This window comes from Collimonas humicola (assembly GCF_018304945.1).
GTDB lineage: Bacteria > Pseudomonadota > Gammaproteobacteria > Burkholderiales > Burkholderiaceae_D > Collimonas > Collimonas humicola.
In genome coordinates this window covers 1,199,174-1,221,311 of the sequence record NZ_JAGQEE010000001.1, presented here as the reverse complement: position 1 = coordinate 1,221,311, position 22,138 = coordinate 1,199,174, and the positions used below count along the sequence as shown (strand labels likewise).

General features: G+C 58.7%; 17 protein-coding genes and 2 tRNA genes. 14 read left to right on the top strand and 5 right to left on the bottom strand.

Annotation, left to right across the window (positions count from 1 at the left end; translation table 11 throughout):
• Positions 1-30: 30 nt before the first annotated feature.
• From KHU30_RS05530 to KHU30_RS05515, 4 genes are all read left to right on the top strand, one after another.
• Positions 31-945: a PP2C family protein-serine/threonine phosphatase gene (locus tag KHU30_RS05530; RefSeq protein WP_098496710.1), complete on the top strand. Its 915-nt coding sequence runs from the start codon at positions 31-33 to the stop codon at positions 943-945.
• Between the two features lie 8 nt (positions 946-953).
• On the top strand, positions 954-1,688 hold the full coding sequence (gene rph, locus KHU30_RS05525) for a ribonuclease PH (RefSeq protein WP_230427191.1): 735 nt from the start codon (positions 954-956) through the stop codon (positions 1,686-1,688).
• A gap of 81 nt (positions 1,689-1,769) precedes the next feature.
• On the top strand, positions 1,770-2,564 hold the full coding sequence (locus KHU30_RS05520; protein WP_211441589.1) for a TatD family hydrolase: 795 nt from the start codon (positions 1,770-1,772) through the stop codon (positions 2,562-2,564).
• Positions 2,557-3,237 carry an ankyrin repeat domain-containing protein gene (locus KHU30_RS05515; protein WP_211441588.1) on the top strand — a complete coding sequence of 227 codons (681 nt, stop codon included), beginning with the start codon at positions 2,557-2,559 and terminating at the stop codon, positions 3,235-3,237. The genes KHU30_RS05520 and KHU30_RS05515 overlap by 8 nt, the downstream gene beginning before the upstream one ends.
• Before the next feature lie 15 nt (positions 3,238-3,252).
• Here the strand turns inward: KHU30_RS05515 and KHU30_RS05510 are convergent, their stop codons facing one another.
• From KHU30_RS05510 to hpnC, 5 genes are all read right to left on the bottom strand, one after another.
• On the bottom strand, positions 3,253-4,383 hold the full coding sequence (locus KHU30_RS05510) for an alpha-hydroxy acid oxidase (RefSeq protein WP_211441587.1): 1,131 nt from the start codon (positions 4,381-4,383) through the stop codon (positions 3,253-3,255).
• A 166-nt stretch (positions 4,384-4,549) separates the two neighbouring features.
• Positions 4,550-5,863 (bottom strand): M20/M25/M40 family metallo-hydrolase, encoded by a 1,314-nt coding sequence (locus KHU30_RS05505; RefSeq protein WP_211441586.1) that lies wholly within the window; start codon positions 5,861-5,863, stop codon positions 4,550-4,552.
• A 303-nt stretch (positions 5,864-6,166) separates the two neighbouring features.
• Positions 6,167-7,507, bottom strand: a complete 1,341-nt coding sequence (gene hpnE, locus KHU30_RS05500; protein ID WP_211441585.1) for a hydroxysqualene dehydroxylase HpnE — start codon at positions 7,505-7,507, stop codon at positions 6,167-6,169.
• Positions 7,508-7,668: 161 nt separating this feature from the next.
• Entirely contained in the window at positions 7,669-8,502 is an 834-nt protein-coding gene (gene hpnD / locus KHU30_RS05495; RefSeq protein ID WP_211441584.1) for a presqualene diphosphate synthase HpnD, read from the bottom strand.
• A 127-nt stretch (positions 8,503-8,629) separates the two neighbouring features.
• Positions 8,630-9,442: a squalene synthase HpnC gene (gene hpnC, locus KHU30_RS05490; protein ID WP_211441583.1), complete on the bottom strand. Its 813-nt coding sequence runs from the start codon at positions 9,440-9,442 to the stop codon at positions 8,630-8,632.
• 231 nt (positions 9,443-9,673) lie between these two features.
• Between hpnC and KHU30_RS05485 the strand changes: the two genes are divergently transcribed.
• The 10 genes from KHU30_RS05485 to KHU30_RS05440 all read left to right on the top strand — a co-directional run bounded on the left by KHU30_RS05485 (position 9,674) and on the right by KHU30_RS05440 (position 22,064).
• Positions 9,674-10,876 (top strand): efflux RND transporter periplasmic adaptor subunit, encoded by a 1,203-nt coding sequence (locus tag KHU30_RS05485; RefSeq protein WP_329956633.1) that lies wholly within the window; start codon positions 9,674-9,676, stop codon positions 10,874-10,876.
• Entirely contained in the window at positions 10,873-13,968 is a 3,096-nt protein-coding gene (locus KHU30_RS05480; protein WP_211441582.1) for an efflux RND transporter permease subunit, read from the top strand. The genes KHU30_RS05485 and KHU30_RS05480 overlap by 4 nt, the downstream gene beginning before the upstream one ends.
• Before the next feature lie 139 nt (positions 13,969-14,107).
• A tRNA-Leu gene (locus KHU30_RS05475) sits at positions 14,108-14,194 on the top strand.
• A gap of 155 nt (positions 14,195-14,349) precedes the next feature.
• Positions 14,350-14,847 carry a CreA family protein gene (locus KHU30_RS05470; protein WP_211441581.1) on the top strand — a complete coding sequence of 166 codons (498 nt, stop codon included), beginning with the start codon at positions 14,350-14,352 and terminating at the stop codon, positions 14,845-14,847.
• Positions 14,848-15,048: 201 nt separating this feature from the next.
• Entirely contained in the window at positions 15,049-16,401 is a 1,353-nt protein-coding gene (gene tig, locus KHU30_RS05465; protein ID WP_211441580.1) for a trigger factor, read from the top strand.
• Positions 16,402-16,487: 86 nt separating this feature from the next.
• Positions 16,488-17,114: an ATP-dependent Clp endopeptidase proteolytic subunit ClpP gene (gene clpP, locus KHU30_RS05460; RefSeq protein WP_329956578.1), complete on the top strand. Its 627-nt coding sequence runs from the start codon at positions 16,488-16,490 to the stop codon at positions 17,112-17,114.
• Between the two features lie 171 nt (positions 17,115-17,285).
• Positions 17,286-18,554, top strand: coding sequence for an ATP-dependent Clp protease ATP-binding subunit ClpX (clpX, locus tag KHU30_RS05455; protein ID WP_211441579.1), 1,269 nt, complete (start codon positions 17,286-17,288; stop codon positions 18,552-18,554).
• Between the two features lie 332 nt (positions 18,555-18,886).
• Complete coding sequence (gene lon / locus KHU30_RS05450; protein ID WP_211441578.1) at positions 18,887-21,301, top strand: endopeptidase La; 2,415 nt, start codon at positions 18,887-18,889, stop codon at positions 21,299-21,301.
• Between the two features lie 295 nt (positions 21,302-21,596).
• Positions 21,597-21,869, top strand: a complete 273-nt coding sequence (locus KHU30_RS05445; protein ID WP_062114624.1) for an HU family DNA-binding protein — start codon at positions 21,597-21,599, stop codon at positions 21,867-21,869.
• Positions 21,870-21,987: 118 nt separating this feature from the next.
• Positions 21,988-22,064: transfer RNA gene (locus KHU30_RS05440), tRNA-Asp, on the top strand.
• The last annotated feature ends 74 nt before the right edge of the window (positions 22,065-22,138 follow it).

Genomic DNA, 22,138 nt, shown 5'->3' with positions numbered 1-22,138 from the left:
TTGTTAGTAAGAACACCACATAGAGAAGTCATGCGATTTTCTGTATATCAAGAAAGCCATATCGGCGGCCGCAAGGTCAACCAGGACCGGATGGGTTATAGCTTCACGCGTGACGCCTTGCTGCTGTTGCTGACCGATGGCATGGGCGGCCACCTGCACGGCGAGATCGCCGCCAACATCGCGATGCAGACCATAGGCTCGCTGTTCCAGAAGAATGCCCAGCCGTACATCAAGAAGCCGGAGCGCTTCCTGGAAGACAGCTTCTATGCCGCGCACATGGAAATCCATCGCTACCGCGAAGTGCACAAGCTGTCGGAAACGCCGCGCACCACGGTGGTGGCCTGCCTGATCCAGCACAACAGCGCATTCTGGGCGCATTGCGGCGATTCACGCCTGTACTGGATGCGCAACGGCCAGATCCTGGCGCGCACGCGCGATCACTCGCGCATCGAAAGCCTGATCGCCCAGGGCAAGGCCGATCCCTCGGAGCGCGCCACCCATCCTGACCGCAACAAGCTGTTCAACTGCCTCGGCGCCACCAACATGCCGATCGTCGAACTGTCGCGCCGCGTCAGCCTGCAGGCCGGCGACGTCATGCTGCTGTGCTCCGACGGACTGTGGTCGATGCTGCCGGACCATGTGCTGGCGCAGCGCCTGCAAACCAGCACCATCGTCCGCGCGGTGCCGGAGCTGGTGAACAATGCGCTTGGGATTGCCGGTAAAACCAGCGATAATATTACCGCTTTGGCAATGGCCTGGGGCAGCGATCCGAATATTGACGATCCATCCAGTTCCATCGTCACGCACACGCTGCCGATCGGCAGCCTGACCACCACCATCCAGGCGCCGCGCCTGGGCGCAGTGGATGTGCCGGACGGCTTCAGCGATGCCGACATTGAACAGGCGATCGCGGAAATCCGCGGCGCCATTGAAAAGAATATTTAAGGAAGCGCATGTCTACTATTACACGTCCTAGCGGACGCGCCGCCGATGCCTTGCGCTCCGTGCGCCTGACCCGCAATTACACCAAGCACGCTGAAGGTTCTGTGCTGGTCGAGTTCGGCGACACCAAAGTGATCTGCACCGCCAGCCTGGAAGAAAAGGTTCCCGGCTTCCTCAAGGGCAAGGGGCAGGGCTGGTTGACCGCGGAATACGGCATGCTGCCGCGCTCCACGAATACTCGCATGGACCGCGAAGCCGCACGCGGCAAGCAGTCCGGCCGCACCCAGGAAATCCAGCGCCTGATCGGACGTTCCTTGCGCGCGGCTTTCGATCTGGAGGCATTTGGCGAGCGCACCCTGCACCTGGACTGCGACGTCATCCAGGCCGACGGCGGTACCCGTACTGCTGCCATCACCGGCGCCATGGTCGCCGCTTACGATGCGTTTGCCCGGCTGCTGGAAAATAAAGCGATTGCGGCGATTCCGCTCAAGCACTTTGTCGCCGCGATTTCGGTCGGCGTCTACCAGGGCGCGCCGGTGCTGGACCTGGACTATGTCGAGGATTCCGGCTGCGATACCGACATGAACGTGGTGATGGCCGATACCGGCCATTTCATCGAAGTGCAAGGCACGGCGGAAGGCGTCGCCTTCGACCGTCCTACGCTGAACAGCTTGCTTGACCTGGCGCAAGGCGGCATCAGCGAATTGATCCAGCTGCAGAAACAAGCTTTGGGCCTGGCTGAATAAATAACTTAGGGTGGACGCAAAAACGCGCCCACCCATGCCTGCATGTCATCGATGGCGTCCGCAAGCGATATAATCCTGTCCATGTATATCGATTCCCACTGCCATATCAATTTTCCGGAACTGTCCGCCAGGATGCCGGAAATCCTCGCCAAGATGGCGCAAAACCAGGTGACCCATGCACTGTGCGTATCGGTTGATCTGCCGGATTTTCCGCAGGTGCTGGCGCTGGCCGAGACCTATCCGCATATCTATGCCTCGGTCGGCGTGCATCCCGATTATGAAGATACGCCGGAACCCAGCGTCGACGACCTGATCCGCCTGTCCGACCATCCGAAGATCATCGCCATCGGTGAAACCGGCCTCGACTATTACCGCCTGCAGGGCGACCTGGAATGGCAGCGCGAGCGCTTCCGCCGCCATATCCGCGCCTCGCGCGCCACCGGCAAGCCGCTCATCATCCATACCCGCGCCGCCTCGGCAGACACCATCCGCATCATGCAGGAAGAGGGCGCCGGCACCGATGCCGGCGGCGCCGGCGGCGTCATGCATTGCTTTACCGAGTCGCTGGCGGTAGCCGAAGCGGCGATCGCGATGGGTTTCTATATTTCCTTTTCCGGCATCGTCACCTTCAAGAGCGCCAAGGAGTTGCAGGCGGTGGCGCTGGCCGTGCCTTTGAGCAGCACATTGATTGAAACCGATTCGCCCTACCTTGCGCCGGTGCCGCATCGGGGCAAGATGAACGAGCCGGGCTGGGTCATGCATGTCGGCGAATTCCTGGCCAACCTGAAAGGCGTGCCGGCGAGCCAGGTGGCGCAGCAAACCACCGATAATTTTTTCAATCTGTTCAAACTGGCAAAGGATCAGGCCCATGCTTAACTTGCAAACCCGCAGTCGTTCTTGTTTTTCCGCCGTGCTGTTGCTGCTGGCGGCGTTGGCGTGGCTGCCGTCGACCGGCCGGGCCAGCAACAGCGACGACTTTTTCAAGGCGGCCCAACTGGACGACGAGCGCAGCATGAAGGCCTTGCTGGCTGCCGGCGTCAGTCCCAACCTGGTGCGGAAAGAGCGTGGCGAAACCGGCCTGATGGTGGCTGTGCGCGAAGATTCGAAGAAGGTTTTCAATGTCTTGCTGAATGCGCGCGGCATCGACCTGAATGCGCGCGCCCGCAACGGCGATACCGCGCTGATGATCGCTGCCTACAAAGGCGACGTGGCGACGGTGAAGGCCCTGCTGGACAAGGAAGCCGAACCGAACAACACCGGCTGGACGGCGCTGCATTACGCGGCGGCGATAGGCAACGATGAAATCGTGCAGATGCTGCTGGACGCTTCCGCCTATATAGACGCCGGCTCGCCTAACAATACGACGCCGATCATGATGGCCGCGCGCGCCGGCAAGATCCAGACGGTCAAGCTGCTGCTCGACAGCGGCGCCGACGTCACCCTGAAAAACGATGTCGGCATGAATGCGATCGACCTGGCCAAGAAATTCGATCACGACGACATCGCCGACGGCTTGACGCAGCGCCTGAAAAAGGCCGGCAAGCTCTAATGAGTAGCCCGCAGGTCAGCTCAGGATCTGCGGTCCCACATCTTTAATATCCTTGGTGCCGGTCAGCGCCATGCTGACATCCAGTTCCTGCTGCAGGATCTGCAGCATGCGGGTCACGCCGGCTTCGCCCATGGCGCCGAGGCTGTAGAGGAAAGCGCGGCCGATCATGGTGCCCTTGGCGCCCAGCGCAACTGCTTTCAAGACATCCTGGCCGCTGCGGATGCCGCCGTCGAACCAGACTTCGATCTGGTCGCCGACCGCGTCGACGATCGCCGGCAAGGCTGAAATCGACGACACCGCGCCATCCAGCTGGCGGCCGCCGTGATTGCTGACAACGATGGCGTCGGCGCCGGTGGTGGCGGCGATCTTGGCGTCCTCCACATCCAGGATCCCTTTCAGGATCAGCTTGCCGCCCCATTGTTCCTTGATCCAGGCGATATCATCCCAGCACAGGGTCGGATCGAACTGGCTGGCAGTCCATTTGCTCAGGGTCATGATGCCGTCGGCGCCGGAGACGTGCCCGGCCAGGTTGCCGAAGGACTTGCGGCCACTGAGCGCGCGCAGGGCCCAGCCGGGTTTGGTGGCGAGATCCAGCAGGTTGGCGATGGTCATCTTGGGCGGCACCGACATGCCGTTCTTCAGGTCCTTGTGGCGTTGGCCGAGGATCTGCAGATCCAGCGTCAGCACCAGCGCCGAACATTTGGCGGCCTTGGCGCGTTCGATCAGCGATTTGATGAAGCCGCGGTCGCGCATCACATACAGTTGGAACCAGAACGGCTTGGTGGTCACGCTGGCGACGTCTTCGATAGAGCAGATGCTCATCGTCGACAGGGTGAACGGAATGCCGAATTTTTCGGCTGCGATGGCGCCCAGCATTTCGCCGTTGGCCCATTGCATGCCGGTCAGCCCGGTCGGCGCAATCGCCACCGGCATGGCGACCTCTTCGCCGATCATTGTGCTGCGGGTGGAGCGCTGGTCGACATTGATGGCGACCCGCTGGCGCAATTTCAGGGCTGCGAGGTCGGTGCTGTTGGCGCGATAGGTGCTCTCGGTGTAGGAGCCGCTGTCGGCGTAGTCGTAGAAGGCTTTGGGGACGCGTTTCTTGGCCAGCAGACGCAAATCTTCAACGCAGGTGATGACGGGCATGGAGTTCTCCGCAAGTCTAATATTTATAGTGTGACGCTATATTAGATGAAAAGAATGCATCCGCAATGCAATTCAATTGATGCCTGGCATGAAGCTTTTTCAACCCAGGCATCATAAAACAGGGGGCGTCGCAGCCGGCGGCGCGCCGACGCCAGCCAGGCCCCGGTCAGTCGATTTTTTCCCGGGGCTGGACAAGTTCCTGCATTAACAAGGCGGCACGCTGAGACTGCATGAGCAAAGAGTCGATTTCTACATGTTCCTGCGGAGAATGCTCGCCGCTGCCATGGGCGCCGATTCCTACCAGGCTGGTCGAGACATAGGGGGCGATATACGAGATGTCGCCACCGCCGCGCAGGTTGGCGGGCAATAGCTGCATTTCGCCGTAACCCAGTTTTTGACTGATTTGACTGTAGCGCTTGAACAGGCCCAGGCTCTTTTCCGTGGCTGGCATCGGCGGCAGTACTTCGTCCAGCTGAAAGGTGGCGCTCGTGCCCGGCAGGTTGCTGCCGACGATGGCTTCCATTTTCTTTTTTGCCAGATCTCTTTGCGCCGCCGTCAAATAGCGTATGTCGCCGTTGACAAGCGCTGTTTGCGGGATGAGATTGGTCCTGCCAAAACTATTGCCACGACCGCTGATTTTGTCATAGTCTGTTTTGGTGCCGCCGACAATGATGCCCGGATTGAATGTCAAGCCGTCCTCGCCGCCCAGTTTTTCCCGCATCTGGTTGAGGATGCGCGCCGTTTCGAAGATGGCGCCGTCGCCAGCCTCTTTGCTGAAAATGATCGAAGAATGGCCTTCGTTTCCTTTTGCTTCGATCAGCCAATGCGCGGTTCCTCTTCTGCCAACGGAGGCGTGATTGCGAATAGTCGGTTCGAAATCCAATGCAATGTCGCTTTGCTTGGCGAGCTCAATCAACGGCTGCCGAGAAATGGAAGTTGGCTTTCCATTGTTTTCCTCGTCGCCGGTCATGGCCACGGCGATGCTGGCGTCATCGAGCGCATGAGCGGCTTGCAAAGCTTTCAATGCGTAGAGAATGACAACGAGGCCTCCTTTGTTGTCGATTACACCGGGGCCGGTGGCGATATTTCCTTTTTGTTCAAATTTCTGGAACGGGCTGTCTTTTTGGAAAACCGTATCCAGGTGCGCAATCAGCAGTAGTTTTTTCCCTGCGCTGCCTTTTCGCTCGGCAATCAAAGTGGGGGCGCGCTGCATGCCGGCAGGCAGTTCCGCCCAACGTGTTTTAAATCCTAAAGCTTCAAATTCAGCTTGCAATATTTCCCCGATTTTTTTTACTCCCTCGATATTTTGAGTGCCGCTATTGATGTTGACCAGTTTTTCAAGAAAAAGAAGCTGTTCATTTTTTCTTTCCGCAAGATAATTACTCATCAGGTTTTCTTGTGCTGACAGCTGAGGTGTATTAGCTAGCAAGCTTAAGGGGAAAAGAAGTGAAGAAAGAATTAATGGCTTCAATATTGGCATGTAACTGTCCATGTGATTGTTCAAATTTCTTCGCTTGAACGGGATTGAGTGAGGCATTGCAAAAATGGCATTTTCTATTGCGAAAGCCTTATGTGCAAGCGAGAATAATTTTAGTCTCGGATAAGATAATCTAATGGCTGCGTCTTATGTGGAGGCATCGGGTGTTTTACGAAATGCATGCCTTCGGCATATGGAAGCGTCATTGCGGTTAGCCGGGAGTCCGGCCTAGGGGGGGATTGATCAAGCGGCAGGCATGGCTGTGCCCGGGCAATTCGACAGCCGCGCTTATCGTCGCCCGGGTATTTATGAGCCGAGCAGCAGGCGCGCCGCGGCCTGTCCACTGCGCACGGCAGCTTCCAGTGTTGCCGGATACTCGCTGGCGGTGTAGTCGCCGGCCAGCATCAGCCGTTCCAGGCCGCTGTCGTTGGCCGGCCGCGCCAGGCCCGGGGTGCAGGCGAAGGTGGCGCGTTTCTCTGAAATCACCTTGGTCCACAAGGGCTGCGCCAGCTGCGGCTGCTTGAATGCGGCGGCGAGCTGGGCGGCGACCGCGTTGCCGAGGGCTTGATGGCCGTCCTGGATCGCTTGGGACGATGCGCTGATGACCACCGCCAGCAAGCCGGCCTGGGCTGGGTCGAGCTGGCCACGGTCGAACACGAACTGGCCCCAGGCCGCCGCGCCGCTGGCGTTGGCCGGATCGTCGACCAGGGCGAAGAAGGGCTGCGGCAGGCGTATCGCGCCGGCATATTGCAGATAGCAGGTGGTGATCGGTTCGTAGGTGAAACTGCGCAATGTGGAAAGCAGTTCGGCATCGGCGCAGCCATCCAGCAGCGTGGCCGCGGTTTCCGGCGGCGTGGCGATGACCACGGCGTCGAAGTTCTGGCTGGCGTCGTTGCTTTGCAGTTGCCATTGCTGGCCGTCGCGCCGGACTTGCCTGACGCTGCGGCCGGATTCCAGGCTGCCGCCGCGTTCTTCAATAAAGGCGGCGGCCTGTTGCGGAAACAGGCTGCTCAGGTCGCGCCGCGGCAGCAGCATGTCGGATGCGCTTCTGCGGGCGCCGAGGCTGTCGCGCAGCACCGCCAGGAAGACCTGGGCCGAAGCCTGTTCAGGGCGGGTGTTGAGGGCGGCGATGCACAAGGGACGCCACATCAGCTGGATCAGGCGGCCGGTCTGGTCGAAGCGCTCCAGCAAGGTGCTGACGCTGCAGTCGTCGTTCAGGCGCCAGTCCATCCAGCGCGCCGCCGAGGAAAAGCGCGCCAGCGCCAGCTTGTCCTCGCGCCCCAATCCGCGCGCGCGCCACAGCGCCACCAGCAGATGCAAGGGCGCCGGCAGGCGTGGCGCTGTAAAGCTCATGCCGCCGCTGCCGGCCGGGTAGTTCATCTGCAGCGGCAGGCGCAGCATGGCTTGTTCCGGAGCTATGCCGACCTTGCGCATCATCTGCAAGCTTTGCTTGTAGGCGCCGAGCAGGATGTGCTGGCCGTTGTCGAGCACGATATCGTCGATGTCGACCCGGCGCGCGCGGCCGCCCAGCTGCCGGCTGGCTTCATACAAGGTGACCTGGTGGCCGGCTAGCGTCAGTTCGACGGCGGCGGTGCAGCCGGCCCAGCCGGCGCCGATTATCGCGATATGTCGCGAGTTAGCGGCCATTTCGCAAGCCTCGTATATCTCCCTCTGCGTCCCTGGTGGTTCCGTCTACGGCGACCCCGTCTATGGCGACCCCACCATTCCCGCGCACGCGGGAATCCATTTTGATCAGTAACTTGGATCCCCGCGTGCACGGGGATGACGGATTTTTTTGTTTAACCGTGTTAACCGCGTACATAAGTTTTCCACGCCAGCCACAATTTACGGATAGGTGTCAGCGAAATGCGCTGGTTCAGCACATGGAAGCCGTCGCGCTCGATCTCGTTGAGCAAGGCGCGGTAGATCGCTGCCATCATCAGGCCAGGGCGCTGGGCCCGGCGGTCTTGCTTGGGCAGCAGGGCAAAGGCGTCGTCGTAGGCCTGCTGGGCGCGCGCTACCTGGAAGCGCATCAGGTTGACGAAGTTCTCGCTGTAGCGGGCGTTGAGGATATCGGCGGCGGTGACATTGAACTGCTGCAGCTCGTTCACCGGCAAATAAATGCGGCCCTTGCGGCCGTCTTCGCCGACGTCGCGGATGATGTTGGTGAGCTGGAAAGCCAGGCCGAGCTTTTCGGCGAACTGCAGGGTTTGCGGCTGGCTTACGCCAAAGATGCTGGCCGAGAGGATGCCAACCACGCCGGCCACATGCCAGCAGTATTGCTTGAGGCCGGGGTAGTCCAGGTAACGGGTCTGGTTCAGATCCATTTCCATGCCGTCGATGATCGCTTGCAGGTGCTTGCCTTCCAGTCCATAGGTCTGCAAGTGCGGCTGCAGCGCCTGGGTCACCGGGTGCGACGGATTGCCGGCCAGCATGGCGGCGATTTCCTTGCGCCACCACATGAGCTTGCTGCGCGCCACGCTTTCGTCGGTGCATTCGTCGACGGTATCGTCCACTTCGCGGCAAAACGCGTACAGGGCGGTAATGGCGCGACGACGCTCGACCGGCAGGAACAGGAAGCTGTAATAGAAACTGGAGCCGCTTTGGGCGGCCTTTTGCTGGCAGTAATCGTCTGGGGACATGGATATAAAAACGGTAATGAGCGGTAAAGAATACTTAATACTTACTTGGATACTCTTGGCTGCGGACAGCTTGAAAACAACTTGCCCGAAGTATACGTAAGAAATGCTGCCTGTTTGCTGATTTTTATCATTTCATCCGCAAGGCGCGCCAGATCAACAGCAGCCAGTCGGCTTTCCCCAGTTTCGGCCGCTGGCGGAACATATCGTATTGCGCTGCTTCCAGCATTTCCAGGATGCGCAAGCCGCCTTGCACCACCAGCCGCAGCTCCCAGCCGATCCGCCCCGGCAGCCGCAGCGCCAGGCCCTGGGCGCCTGTCATCATGGTGCGTGCGCGTTGCACTTCGAATTCCATCAGGCGGCGCCAGGCATGGTCGGTGGCGCCGCCGGCGAGCTGCGCCTGCGATACGCCGAAGCGCTGCATGTCTTCCAGCGGCAGGTAAATGCGCGCCTTATCCCAGTCGATGGCGACGTCTTGCCAAAAATTGATCAGCTGCAGCGCCGAGCAGATCGCATCCGAGTCGCGCAGGTTTTGTTCGCTGGCCGCGTCATACAGGTGCAGCATCAGCGCGCCGACCGGGTTGGCCGATCGGCGGCAATAGTCGAGCAGGTCGGTAAACTGGTTGTAGCGGGTGGTGACTACATCCTGTTTGAAGGCGGACAGCAGGTCGCGAAACGGCGCCAGCGGCAAGCGATATGCCATGATGACCTCCTGCAGCGTCTGGAACAGCGGGCTTTCGGCGGCTTGCCGCTGTTCTATCCGGTCCAGCGCGGCTTCATAGGCGCCCAGCTCACGCAAACGCTGCTCGGGGCCGGCGTCGCCTTCATCGGCAATGTCGTCGGCGCTGCGGGCAAAGGCATAGATGGCCTTGACCGCGGGGCGCAAGCGGGCGGGCATGAGTATTGATGCTACCGGGAAGTTTTCGTAATGATTAGTGGACATGGGCGCGGGCCGGTAAAACATTGATTAAAAAGATACTTTCATGCCTGTTGTCGGCAGCTGCAAAAAAGCCTTGAGCAAAAGTGATCGCCCGCAATTATAATTACTGACTTTAGAGTTAGTAATTTTTTGAAGGCGGGATGAAAGCTGTCGCCGCAGCCCGTCTTTCTATAGCAATGTGTCCTGATGGCAATGCGCAAACCGACAACAGCCCAGAATAGTAAAGGAAAAAACGTGTCGACCTTGATAAATCCGCGTTCTCTCGCCCGTGCCGATGGCTTGATGAGTGCTCCCCGGCGTGTTCCCGGGCTATTGCTTGTTTGTACATTATTCTTGCTGGCGGCTTGCTCCAAGGCGCCGGAAAAGGCTGAAGATATCCGTCCGGTGCGGGTGACTGTGCTCAGTCCGGCCAACGCCGACGTCACGTCAGAGCTCCCAGGCGCAGTACAGGCGCGCTATGAATCGCAGCTGGGTTTTCGTGTCGGCGGCAAGATCATCGCCCGCCAGGTAGACCTCGGCACAGTGGTCAAGCGCGGCCAGGTGCTGATGCGGCTGGATCCGAAGGATTTGCAGCTGGCGCAGGCGCAGGCGGTGGCGGCGGTGACCTCCGCCGCCAGCAACCGCGATACGGCCAAGGCCGACTTGAAGCGCTATCAGGAGTTGCGCGATAAGAATTTCGTCAGCCAGGCGGTGCTGGATGCGAAAGACACCGCTTTCAAGGCGGCGCAAGCGACTTATGACCAGGCCGAGGCGGCGTTCAAGGGGCAGTTGAATCAAACTGCCTATGCCACGCTGGAATCCGATGTCGATGGCGTGGTGACCGCCATCAATGCTGAAGCGGGGCAGGTGGTGGCGGCCGGCACGCCGGTCGTCAGCGTGGCGCGCCAGGGCGCCAAGGAAGTCGTCGTGGGTGCGCCGGAAAACCAGGTCGATCAGTTGCGTCGCAGCAGCGACGTCCAGGTGCGCCTGTGGGCCGATCCCAAGCAGCTGATCCGCGGCACGGTGCGTGAGGTGTCGCCGATCGCCGATCCGGTGACGCGCACCTATGCCATCAAGATTGCGATTCCTGACGATACGCCCAACGTCAAGCTCGGCATGACGGCCTATGCCTCTTTCATCAGCAAGACCAGCGACGACGCCATCAAGGTGCCGCTCACCGCGCTGCTGCGCGTGCAGGAGCACAGCGTTGTGTGGGTGGTCGATGGCGGCGCTGTACATCAAGTGCGCCAGGTGCCGGTGGAAATCACCGGCCAGCATGGCAATGAGGTATGGATCCAGGGCGCGCTGAAAGCCGGCCAGCAGGTGGTCACGGCAGGCGTCAATCAATTGAAGCCCGGTCAGAAGGTTGCCATCCTGAACGCGCCGGAAGCCAGCCTGCCGGCCGCCAGGAGCGCGGCAGCCGGCGCCGCTGTCGCTGTGAGCGGAGCGGCCCGATGAGCGATGGTAAAAAGGGCGGTTTTAATCTGTCGCGCTGGGCGCTTGAACACATCCCGCTGACGCGCTACCTGATGGTGGTGCTGGTGATCGGCGGCATCCTGAGTTACGGACGGCTGGGGCAGGACGAAGACCCGCCGTTTACTTTCCGCGCCATGGTGGTGTCGGCGCAATGGCCGGGCGCCACCGCCCTGCAGATGGCCGACCAGGTGACTGACAAGCTGGAAAAGAAACTGCAGGAAACGCCGCATATAGACACTATCCGCAGCTATTCCAAGCCGGGCGAAACGCTGATCATCCTGACCTTGCAGGAATCCGCCACGCCCAAGGACACGGTGGACGCCTGGTATCAGGTGCGCAAGAAGGTCGGCGATATCAAGCTGACTTTGCCGCAGGGCGTGCTGGGCCCATTCTTCAACGATGAGTTCGGCGAAACCTACGGTTCCATCTTTGCAGTGTCCGGCGACGGTTTCAATTATGCCGATGTCAAGGATTACGCCGACTTCGTGCGCCAGCAGCTGCTGACCTTGCAGTCGGTCGCGAAAGTGGATCTGTTCGGCGTGCAGGATGAAAAGATCTTCATCGAATTTTCGCAGAAAAAATTCTCCCAGCTGGGCATCTCGGTGCAGGACATCGTCAACCAGCTGAGCGCGCAGAATGCACTGCAAGCCAACGGCATATTGGTGACTGCCAGCGACAACCTGCAGATCCGCGTGAGCGGCGCGCTAGCCTCGCCCAAGGACCTGGAAAACCTGCAGCTGCGGGCCAATAACACGACCTTCCGGCTGGGCGATTTCGCCGCCGTCAAGCGCGAGTACATCGATCCGCCGTCGCAGAAGATGCGCTACAACGGCAAGGAAGTGATCGGGCTCGGGGTCTCCATGGTGAAGGGCGGCGACATCATTGCACTGGGCAAGGATATGGCGCGCATCACTGCGGAAATCAAGGCCAAGCTGCCGGTCGGCATTAACCTGGAGCGGGTATCCAACCAGCCGAAAATCGTCGCCGAATCGGTCGATGAATTCCTCAAGACCTTGATGGAAGCGGTGCTGATCGTGCTGGCGGTGAGTTTCCTTTCGCTCGGATTCCATACCAAGCCATTCCGCATCGATGTCTGGCCGGGCCTGGTGGTGGCATTGACGATCCCGCTGGTATTGGCGGTGACTTTCCTGTTCATGCGCATCTTCAGCATCGACCTGCACAAGATCTCGCTGGGCGCGCTGATCATCGCCCTCGGCCTGCTGGTCGACGATGCCATCATCGCGGTGGAAATGATGGTGCGCAAGATGGAGGAGGGCTTGTCGCGGCTGGAAGCGGCGACCTTTGCCTACACTTCGACCGCGATGCCGATGCTGACCGGCACCCTGATCACCGCCGCCGGTTTTCTGCCGATCGGCCTGGCCAAGTCCGCTGCAGGCGAATACACGTTTTCCATGTTTTCGGTAAACGCGCTGGCGCTGCTGATTTCCTGGCTGGTGGCGGTGCTGTTCACGCCGTATATCGGCTATCTGCTGCTGAAGGTCAAGCCCGCCGCCGGCGCCGACGGCCATCACGAACTGTTCAACACGCCGTTCTATTCACGCGTGCGGCGCGCCGTCAACTGGTGCGTCGAGTGGCGCAAGATCACTATCGCCCTGACGCTGATGGTGTTTGCGCTGGGCGTGTTCGGCTTCAAGTTCATCGAAGAGCAGTTCTTTCCCGATTCCAGCCGGCCGGAACTGATGATCGAACTGTGGCTGCCGGAAGGTTCTTCGTTTGCCGCTACTGAAGCGCAGGCCAAGAAGTTCGAGGCGTTTATCCATAATGCACCGGAGCTGGAAAGCATGACCACCTATGTCGGCAGCGGCAGCCCGCGCTTTTACCTGCCGCTGGACCAGATCCTGCCGCAGACCAATGTGGCGCAGGTGGTGCTGCTGACCAAGGACCTGGCCTCGCGCGATGCCTTGCGCCTGAAGATCACCGACGCCTTCAAGCATGGTTTCCCCGAAGTGCGCGGCAGGGTCAAGCTGCTGCCGAGCGGACCGCCGGTGCCGTATGCGGTGCAGTTCCGTGTCAGCGGCACCGATGCCGCCAAGGTCAGGGTAATCGCCGACCAGGTCAAGGGCGTGATGAACGGCAATCCGAACATCATCGGCCTGAACGACAACTGGAATGAATCGGTCAAGGTGCTGCGGGTCGATCTCGACCAGGATAAATTGCGTACGCTGGGGATTGGTTCGCAAACCGTGATGCAGACCGTCAACACCCTGCTGACCGGCAGCACCATCGGCCAGTATCGCGAGCACGATCGGCTGATCGATATCGTGGTGCGCCAGCCGCTGGACGAGCGTGCCACCATCGACGCTTTGAGCCAGGCCAATATCCCGACCGCCAGCGGCAAGTCGGTGCCGCTGGCGCAGGTCGCCACGGTCAAGCTGGTATGGGAGCCAGGGGTGGTCTGGCGCGAGTGGCGCAACTGGGCAATCACCGTGCAGGCCGATGTCATCGACGGCGTGCAAGGACCTACCGTGACCGACCAGATCAATCCGCAGCTGGACAAGATCCGGGCGCAGCTGCCGCCGGGCTATGTGATCGATATCGCCGGCGCCGCCCACGACGCGGGCAAGGCGCAGGATTCGATCGCCGCCAACGTGCCGCTGGTGATTTTCATCATCTTCACTTTGCTGATGCTGCAGCTGCATAGCTTCTCGCGTTCGCTGCTGGTGTTCCTGACCGGGCCGCTGGGAATCGCTGGCGCCGCTGCCGCGCTGCTGATCCTGCACCGGCCGTTCGGCTTCGTCGCCCAGCTCGGGGTGATTGCGCTGTTCGGCATGATCATCCGCAACTCGGTGATCCTGATCGACCAGATCGAGCACGATATCGCCAGCGGCGTGGCGCCCTGGGATGCCATCGTCGAATCGGCGGTGCGCCGTTGCCGGCCTATCATGCTGACCGCGGCGGCAGCCGTGCTGGCCATGATCCCCTTGTCGCACTCTGTGTTCTGGGGGCCGATGGCGGTGGCCATCATGGGCGGCCTGATTGTCGCTACCGGCCTGACCCTGCTGTTTTTGCCGGCTTTGTATGCCGCCTGGTTCCGGGTCAAGAAACCGCAGTAGTGAAAGGATACCCGGGGATGCCCGCGAGGGCAGAATTTTGTCAGGAAAACAGTCTTGCCCCTCGCCATATCGGGCAGCTTGCAGTAGAATAGCGGGCTGCCCGATATTGCTAAACAGTGTCGGGCGGCGCGAAGCAAATGCGACCGTGGCGAAATTGGTAGACGCAACAGGTTTAGGTCCTGTCGAGAGCAATCTTGTGGAGGTTCGAGTCCTCTCGGTCGCACCAGCTCTGTCGGTATTCACTTACCGTCTGGCTGAATATTCAAGAACCCTCTGCCGAGGGTTTTTTTACGTCCCTGTATTTTGTATCGGAGGCTGCTAAAAAAGCGGCCGCTTCGGCATACAATCGGATTTTTCGAATTTCTCTTTCTTGGAATAACTATGCCTACAACATCCCGCTGCCTGGCGGCCTTGCTTGGTTTTGCTGCAGTTGCCGCGGCTTCGGCGCCGGTGCTGGCCGCATCGGAGCAGGTCGGCGAGGTCAGCACTGCCTTTCGCTGGGTCGGCCGCAACGACCGGGTCGTGGTGGAGGCGTACGACGATCCCAAGGTGCAGGGCGTGACCTGCTATGTTTCGCGCGCCCGCACCGGCGGCGTCAAGGGCACGGTGGGCCTGGCGGAAGACCGGGCCGAGGCTTCGATCGCCTGCCGCCAGGTTGCCGCCGCGGTGCAATTCACCGGTAAATTGCCATTGCAGGAAGATGTATTCACCGAGCGCATGTCGATATTGTTCAAGCGTCTACATATCGTGCGTTTGGTCGATCCGAAGCGGAATACGCTGGTTTATCTTACCTATTCGGATAAGCTGGTCGATGGCAGTCCGCAAAACAGCGTGACCGCCGTGCCGGTGCCGGCCAGCAGCCCGATTCCGCTGAAATAAGCGGGCCTGGCCGGTTTTGCCGCCTGGATAGCTATCTAAATAGCTTGCAAATACAGGCGCGCAGTGACGCGTTTTGGCGCAACCGGCTGTTTTACGTATAGAATATCGGACTTTAGCGCGACAGGGTTGGGGTGAAAATGACAACATTTAACCTGTTTACCCTGGTCGCACCACGGAATTTTTAATTTTTGGACGATCCACATGGCAACTGCAGTCGAAACTCTGGATAAACTTGAACGCCGCCTCACCCTCACTATCGCGATCAGCGAAGTACAAACCGAAGTCGAGAAACGCCTGAAGGTTCGCGCTCGCACCGCTAAAGCGCCTGGCTTCCGCCCAGGTAAAGTGCCGATGAAGATGGTCGCCGCACAATACGGCTATCAGGTGGAAACCGAAGTGTTGAACGACAAGGTCGGCAATGCTTTCAACGCTGCAGCCAACGAAAACAACCTGCGCGTCGCCGGCTATCCGAAGATCGAGCCAAAGAACAGCGAAGGCGTGGCCGAAGGCACGCTGGCTTTCGATGCTACTTTCGAAATCTACCCTGAAGTCAAGATCGGCGATCTGACCGCAGTGGAAGTCGAGCGCACCAAGGCTGAAGTCAGCGATGCGGAAATCGACAAGACCATCGACATCCTGCGCAAGCAGCGCGTGCACTACCACGTCAAGGGCGAGCAAGGCGCGCACGGCGATGGCGGCGGCGACCTGACAGCCAAGAACGGCGATCGCGTGACGGTCGACTTCGTCGGCAAGATCGACGGCGTTGAATTCCAGGGCGGCAAGGCTGACGACTACGCTTACGTTCTGGGCGAAGGCCGCATGTTGCCTGAGTTTGAAGCGGCAACCATCGGTCTGAAAGTCGGCGAAGCCAAGACCTTCGAGCTGGCTTTCCCTGCGGATTACCACGGCAAGGATGTGGCTGGTAAAACTGCCGAGTTCACCATCACCCTGAAGAAGCTGGAATGGGCACACCTGCCGGAAGTCGACGCGGAACTCGCCAAGACCCTGGGCATCGACGACGGCGACCTGACGAAAATGCGCGCTGACATCAAGCTCAACCTGGAGCGCGAAGTCGGTTCCCGCGTCAAGGCCAAGAACAAGGACAGCGTGATGGATGCGCTGATCAAGGTCAGCGAACTGGAAGTGCCTAAGGCGCTGGTTGACCAGGACGTCGAGCGCCTGGTCGAAATGACGCGCCAGGACATGGCGCAACGCGGCATGAAGGTCAATGACATGCCTTTCCCGCCTGAGCTGTTCACAGCGCAAGCGGAGCGTCGCGTCCGTCTGGGCCTGATCCTGGCCGAAGTGGTCAAGGAAAATAAATTGCAGGCGACACCGGAGCAGGTCAAGGCGCAAGTCGAAGACTTCGCTCAGAGCTACGAAGACCCGAAACAAGTCCTGAAGTATTATTTCAGCGATCGTCGCCGTCTGGCAGAGGTCGAAGCCCTTGTTTTGGAAGAAAACGTCGTTAACTACGTGTTGGGCAAATCGAAAGTGACTGAAAAGTCGGTTGCATTCGATGAATTGATGAGCAACAACGGGCAACAGGCTTAATCAGCCTGCATAACCGGAGCCAGGCCGCAAGCCTGGCCCCGGTCAGCGGATTGATTGGGTTTTGAGCGCTCTCCATAAGGAATGCTATGACAGGCTTTAATCGTAATTCGGCACTGGATACTGACATGCTCGGCATGGTGCCTATCGTGATTGAGCAAAGCGGCCGCGGTGAGCGGTCGTATGATATTTATTCGCGTTTATTGCGCGAGCGCGTAATTTTCCTGGTGGGTCCGGTCAATGACCAGACCGCTAACCTGATCGTGGCGCAATTGCTGTTCCTGGAAAGCGAAAATCCTGAGAAGGATATTTCCTTGTACATCAATTCTCCTGGCGGTTCGGTTTCAGCCGGCATGGCGATTTTTGACACCATGCAGTTCATCAAGCCGGATGTCTCGACGCTGTGCACCGGCATGGCTGCTTCGATGGGCGCTTTCCTGCTGGCCGCCGGCGCCAAGGGCAAGCGCTTCTCGCTGCCGAATTCACGCATCATGATTCACCAGCCTTTGGGCGGCGCCCAAGGACAAGCTTCGGACATCGAAATCCAGGCGCGCGAAATCCTGTATTTGCGCGAGCGCCTGAACGGTATCCTGGCCGACAAGACCGGCAGAAGCATCGAGCAGATCAGCAAGGATACGGATCGGGACAACTTCATGTCGGCGGACGCCGCCGTGGAATATGGTCTGATTGATAAAGTCCTGGCGACGCGCGCTTGATTACTGCGTAATTGAAGGAATTGCTGAGCGCCCGGCCATAAGGTACGGGCGTTTTGCTTTTCAAAAATGGCCTGCGCGTGACGAATCTTGATTTCGCGGGTAATATAAAATCAATGTTCGTCATCTGTCCCCTTTAATGCGCCACCCTAGTTTTAACTAAATACTGCCTTTATGCCTGATAAAAAATCTTCTAGCGGCGAAAAACTGCTTTACTGCTCCTTTTGCGGCAAAAGCCAGCATGAGGTGAAAAAACTCATCGCCGGGCCATCGGTATTCATCTGCGATGAATGTATCGATCTCTGCAATGACATCATTACCGATGAAGCTTCGAACGTCGAAACGCTGGATGGTCAGAAATCGGAATTGCCGACCCCGCAGGAAATCAGCGAGCTGCTCGACCAGTACGTGATCGGCCAGGAGCCGGCCAAGCGTATCTTGTCGGTGGCGGTATATAACCACTACAAGCGTCTCAAGCATCTCGGCAAGAAGGACGACATCGAGCTGGCCAAGAGCAATATCCTGCTGGTAGGCCCGACCGGTTCCGGCAAGACCTTGCTGGCGCAGACGCTGGCGCGCATGTTGAACGTGCCTTTCGTGATCGCTGATGCGACTACTCTCACTGAAGCCGGCTACGTCGGCGAGGACGTCGAGAACATCATCCAGAAGCTGCTCCAGAACTGTAATTACGAAGTCGACAAGGCGCAGCGCGGCATCGTGTATATCGATGAGATCGACAAGATCTCGCGCAAGTCCGACAATCCGTCGATCACCCGCGATGTCTCAGGCGAGGGCGTGCAGCAGGCCTTGCTGAAGCTGATCGAAGGCACCATGGCGTCGGTGCCGCCGCAGGGCGGCCGCAAGCATCCGAACCAGGACTTCGTGCAGATCGATACGACCAATATCCTGTTCATCTGCGGCGGCGCTTTCGACGGCCTGGCGAAGATCATTTCCGAGCGTTCGGAAAAGAGCGGCATTGGTTTTTCGGCAAATGTGAAGAGCCAGAGCCAGCGTACTTCCAGCGAAGTGTTGCTGGATGCCGAGCCTGAGGACCTGACGCGTTTCGGCCTGATCCCCGAACTGGTCGGCCGTTTGCCGGTGATCGCTACCCTGGCGGAGCTGAACGAAGCCGCCTTGATCGAGATCCTGATCGCGCCGAAGAACGCGCTGGTCAAGCAATATTCGAAACTGCTGCAGATGGAAGGCGCAGAGCTGGAAATTCGTCCTGCCGCCTTGCAGGCCATCGCCAAGCGTGCGCTGGCCCGTAAAACCGGCGCCCGCGGCCTGCGTTCGATCCTGGAGCACGTCCTGCTCGACGTTATGTACGATTTGCCAAGTCAGCAGAACGTTGCCAAGGTGGTGGTCGATGAAAATACCGTCAACAGCGGCGCCAAGCCCTTGTTGATTTACCATGAGCAGCCAAAGGTCTCCGGCGCGAAGTAAGCGTCAGGCTTCCGCAGGCGCTGGCCGGAGCCGATTCGGGCCGGCCGACGCCAGGCGGGCAAGACCTGCAGATTTGTAAAGCCTTGTAAAAAGCAGGGGTTTAAGCAGGATTTTGAGCCAAAAGTAGTACAATTTCCCAAAATATACGATTTGGCTTCAATCGCAAAGCCACCCGAAGTCAGCTTCGCGTGTGGCTTTTTTATTGCCCCATGCAAAAACCGGGGGCTTTCTCGAAGGCTCCCATAGAAGTGGTGATTTATTGTTGAAACCGGGGCTTGAGTTTCGGCCACTCGTGCCAACATCATTAGTAAGTTTTTTTGATAAGGCTCGCCATGACGACTTCTACATTTACTGAACAGACTCAGTTGCCTCTCTTGCCTTTGCGGGACGTGGTTGTGTTTCCGCATATGGTGATCCCATTGTTCGTCGGTCGCCCTAAATCCATCAAGGCCCTGGAAGCTGCCATGGAGCAGGGCAAGAGCATCATGCTGGCGGCGCAGAAAGCCGCCGCCAAGGATGAGCCGTCGCCGGACGACATCTATGAAATCGGCTGCGTCGCCAACATCCTGCAAATGCTGAAACTGCCTGACGGCACCGTCAAGGTATTGGTGGAAGGTGCGCAGCGCGCCCGCATCCATCACATCAGCGAACTCGACACGCATTTCGTTGCCGACCTGACGCCGCTGGAATCCGAGCTGGGCGACGAGGCTGAGGTGGAGGCGATGCGTCGCGCCATCGTCCAGCAGTTCGACCAGTATGTCAAACTCAACAAGAAAATCCCGCCGGAGATCCTGACTTCGCTGTCCGGCATCGATGACGCCGGCCGCCTGGCCGACACCATCGCCGCCCACTTGCCGCTGAAGCTGGAGCAAAAGCAGGTGATCCTGGAAATTTTCAATATCGCCAAGCGCTATGAGCATCTGCTGGGCCAGCTCGAAGGCGAACTGGATATCCTGCAGGTGGAAAAGCGCATTCGCGGCCGCGTCAAGCGCCAGATGGAAAAATCGCAGCGCGAATACTATCTGAACGAGCAGGTCAAGGCGATCCAGAAGGAGTTGGGCGAAGGCGAAGAAGGCGCCGACCTGGAAGAGCTGGAAAAGAAGATCCTGGCTGCCAAGATGCCGAAGGAAGCGCTGGAAAAAGCCCAGAGCGAACTGAAGAAGCTGAAGCTGATGTCGCCGATGTCGGCAGAAGCGACCGTGGTGCGCAACTACATCGATACGCTGGTCGGTTTGCCATGGAAGAAAAAATCCAAGGTCAACAACGAGCTCGGCAACGCTGAAAAAGTCCTGGAAGGCGATCACTATGGCCTGGACAAGGTCAAGGAACGCATCCTGGAATACCTCGCCGTGCAACAGCGCGTCGACAAGCTGAAAGCGCCGATCCTGTGTTTCGTCGGTCCTCCGGGCGTGGGTAAAACCTCGCTGGGGCAATCGATCGCCCGCGCCACCAACCGCAAATTCGTGCGCATGGCTTTGGGCGGCGTGCGCGACGAGGCCGAGATCCGCGGCCATCGCCGTACCTACATCGGTTCGATGCCTGGCAAGATCCTGCAAAGCCTGACCAAGGTCGGCGTGCGCAATCCGCTGTTCCTGCTCGACGAGATTGACAAGCTCGGCATGGATTTCCGCGGCGATCCGTCTTCGGCGCTGCTGGAAGTGCTGGACCCTGAACAGAACCATACTTTCTCGGATCACTACATCGAAGTCGATTTCGACTTGTCGGATGTGATGTTCGTGGCGACATCGAACTCCTTCAACATCCCGCCGGCATTGCTGGACCGGATGGAAGTGATTCGCTTGTCCGGCTACACCGAAGATGAAAAGACCAACATCGCGCAACGCTACCTGCTGCCCAAGCAAATCAAGAATAACGGTTTGAAGGCTGAGGAAATCACCGTGGCCGAAGGCGCGATCCGCGACATCATCCGCTACTACACGCGTGAAGCAGGGGTGCGTTCGCTGGAACGTGAAATTTCCAAGATCTGCCGCAAGGTGGTCAAGCTGCTGCTGTTGAAGAAACAAGAGAAGAAAGTGGCCGTCACCTCCAAGAACATCGACAAGTTCCTCGGTGTGCGGCGCTTCGACTACGGCGTGGCAGAGAAAGAAAACCAGATCGGCCAGGTAGTCGGCCTTGCATGGACCGAAGTCGGCGGCGAATTGCTGACCATCGAGGCAGTCAAGATGCCTGGCAAGGGCGCCATCATCCGCACCGGCACCTTGGGCGATGTGATGAAGGAATCGATCGAGGCAGCCCGCACCGTGATGCGCAGCCGCGCAGCGAAACTCGGCATCAAGGGCGAAGCTTTCGAGAAGAGCGACATCCACATCCATGTACCGGAAGGTGCGACGCCGAAGGACGGACCGTCAGCCGGCGTCGGCATGACTACGGCGCTGGTGTCTATCTTTACCGGCATCCCGGTGCGCGCCGATGTGGCGATGACGGGTGAAATCACCCTGCGCGGCGAAGTCTTGCCGATCGGCGGCTTGAAAGAAAAGCTGCTGGCGGCGCATCGCGGCGGCATCAAGACGGTGTTGATTCCAGAGCAGAACGTGAAGGACTTGGCCGAGATTCCGGACAACGTCAAGAACAAGCTGGAAATCGTGCCGGTGCGCTGGATCGACAAGGTGCTGGAAATTGCCCTGGAGCGTCAGCCGGTGCCGTTGACCGAAGAAGAAGCGGTGCTGGATGCGGCCACGGTCGCCAAGACCGGCGAGAAGAGCGATCCTAGCGTAGTCAAGCACTGAGGCTTGCTAAGCTGTTGAATTCACGGTCTTAATTTTCGTAATTTAAAAAGCGTCCGCAAGGGCGCTTTTTTTCTATGCGCGCATCTATTTGATGTTGAATCTATCAAGTTTGTAAAATCAGGTTAAACCTACCTCATATTGCCGGGAAGGCGCTTGACACAAGGCTTTGCGGCTTGTTTAATACCAGCTTGCAGATTTCTTCTGCACTCCGCCCGCGATATTTTCGCAGCCGATGCCAGCCTTGCTGCATCCCGAAAATCGCATCTCGAATTTCCATTCATATGAGGGGACCTAAGTGAATAAAACCGAATTGATCGATCATATTGCCAAGTCGGCAGACATTTCCAAGGCTGCATCCACGCGCGCACTGGATGCGATGATAGCGGCAGTAAAGACCACGCTGAAGAAGAACGGCAGCGTGACGCTGGTTGGTTTCGGCACCTTTTCGGTGGGTAAGCGTGCGGCCCGCACCGGACGTAATCCGCGCACCGGAGAAGCAATCAAGATCAAGGCAGCGAAAGTTCCTAAATTTAAGCCTGGCAAAGCTTTGAAAGATGCTGTAAACTAGCGTTCTTTGGCGTTGTGACAAACGCCAAAATGTTTGACCGGTTGGTTTGTCGTGTTTTCTGCGGCATGGTCACACAAGAAAATGCGAATTTGTTTTATAAGATTTGCGAGCAGTCTCAGGAGTGGTAGTTCAGTTGGTTAGAATACCGGCCTGTCACGCCGGGGGTCGCGGGTTCGAGTCCCGTCCACTCCGCCAAAATACAAAAAAGGTGAACGAAAGTTCACCTTTTTTCTTATGTGCATTTGGTTTATATTGTTGCCTCATATGAA